The sequence below is a fragment of the Microvirga tunisiensis genome (assembly GCF_009296175.1).
GTDB lineage: Bacteria > Pseudomonadota > Alphaproteobacteria > Rhizobiales > Beijerinckiaceae > Microvirga > Microvirga tunisiensis.
The window spans coordinates 1-554 of record NZ_VOSK01000997.1 but is presented as its reverse complement, the minus strand read 5'-3'; the positions used below and the strand labels follow the sequence as shown (position 1 = coordinate 554).

The 554-nt window shown below is 67.7% G+C and carries 1 protein-coding gene; it reads right to left on the bottom strand.

The window, feature by feature from the left end:
• On the bottom strand, positions 1-554 hold a 554-nt coding region (locus tag FS320_RS44905), incomplete at both ends, for an IS701 family transposase (RefSeq protein WP_152718833.1).

Here is a 554-nt window from a genome sequence, read left to right as displayed (position 1 = left end):
TGATGGTCGGCGCCATAGAGGCAGTCGCCCACCACCCAGGCGCACGGCACCCCGGCCGCAAAGGCGCGCCTCAACAGCGCCTGTCCGAGCTTCGGCTTGGTGGTGAAGCACACCTCCTCCGGCACGCCTGCTTCCGCGCGGCGGGCGGCGTCAAAAGCCCAGGTATCGGGCAGGTAGAGGGCCCGGTCGATCAACGCATGCCCATGCCGGCTGGCATAGGCGAGAAACACCCCGATCTGGCTGTTCTCGATGCGCCCGGCGGTGCCGGAGTACTGGCGTTTGACGCCGACCGACTTGTCCCCCTTCTTCACGAAGCCGGTCTCGTCGAGCACCAGCACGGCGTCAGGATCACCGAGATGCTCGACCACGTAGGCGCACAGATCATCCCGCACGGCATCCGCATCCCAGTGCATGCGGGCGAGGAAATCCTGCACGCCATCGGGGCTGGCATCGCCAGCGGCTTCGGCCAAATGCCAACCGTTCTTGCGCTCGAGCGGCGCGAGCAGGCCCTGCAGATAGGCCCGGGCGCGTCGGCGCGGTTCGATGCGGCTGAA